Annotated in this window: 1 protein-coding gene; it reads left to right on the forward strand. The window is 70.6% G+C overall.

Annotated elements, in window-relative coordinates:
* On the forward strand, positions 1-671 hold a 671-nt coding region (locus tag E0F75_RS39815), incomplete at both ends, for a polyketide synthase dehydratase domain-containing protein (protein WP_229315928.1).

Genomic DNA, 671 nt, shown 5'->3' on the forward strand with positions numbered 1-671 from the left:
CGTACGGGCCGGCGTTCCAGGGTCTGCGTGCCGTCTGGCGGCGGGGCGAGGAGCTCTTCGCCGAGGCCGCCCTGCCGGAGGAACTCAGCGAGGAGGCAGGCCGCTTCGGTCTGCACCCGGCGCTGTTCGACGCGGCCCTGCAGTCGGTCTCGGCGGGCTTCGGTGGCCAGGACGACGCGGAGCCCGAGGAGGGCATCGCGCTGCCGTTCGCGTGGAACGGTGTGGTGTTGCAGGCGGCCGGTGCTGCTGCGTTGCGGGTGCGGGTGGCGCCGTGTGGTCCGGATGCGTTGTCGTTCGACGCGGCGGACGAGTCGGGTGCGCCGGTGCTGACGATGGATTCGCTGGTGTCGCGGCCGGTGTCGGTGGAGCAGCTGGGTGCTGCGGGCGCCGGTGCGGGTGCGGGTGCGGGTGTGGATTCGTTGTTCCGTTTGGAGTGGGCTGAGCTGTCGGGGGTTTCGGTCTCCGGTGGTGGTGCTTCGCCGACTGTGGTGGCGGATGCGGCTGATGTGGCGTCGCTGGTTGTTGGTGGTGTGGTGCCGTCGGTGGCGGTGCTTGAGGCCGTCGATGCCGTCGATGCGGTCGACGCCGGTGGTTCCGGTGGTTCCGGTGGTTCTGGCGATGCTGTGGGGTTGCTGGGCCGTGTGCTTGGTGTGTTGCAGGCGTGGCTGGTG

The sequence above is a fragment of the Streptomyces sp. CB02980 genome (assembly GCF_014451325.2).
Taxonomy (GTDB): domain Bacteria; phylum Actinomycetota; class Actinomycetes; order Streptomycetales; family Streptomycetaceae; genus Streptomyces.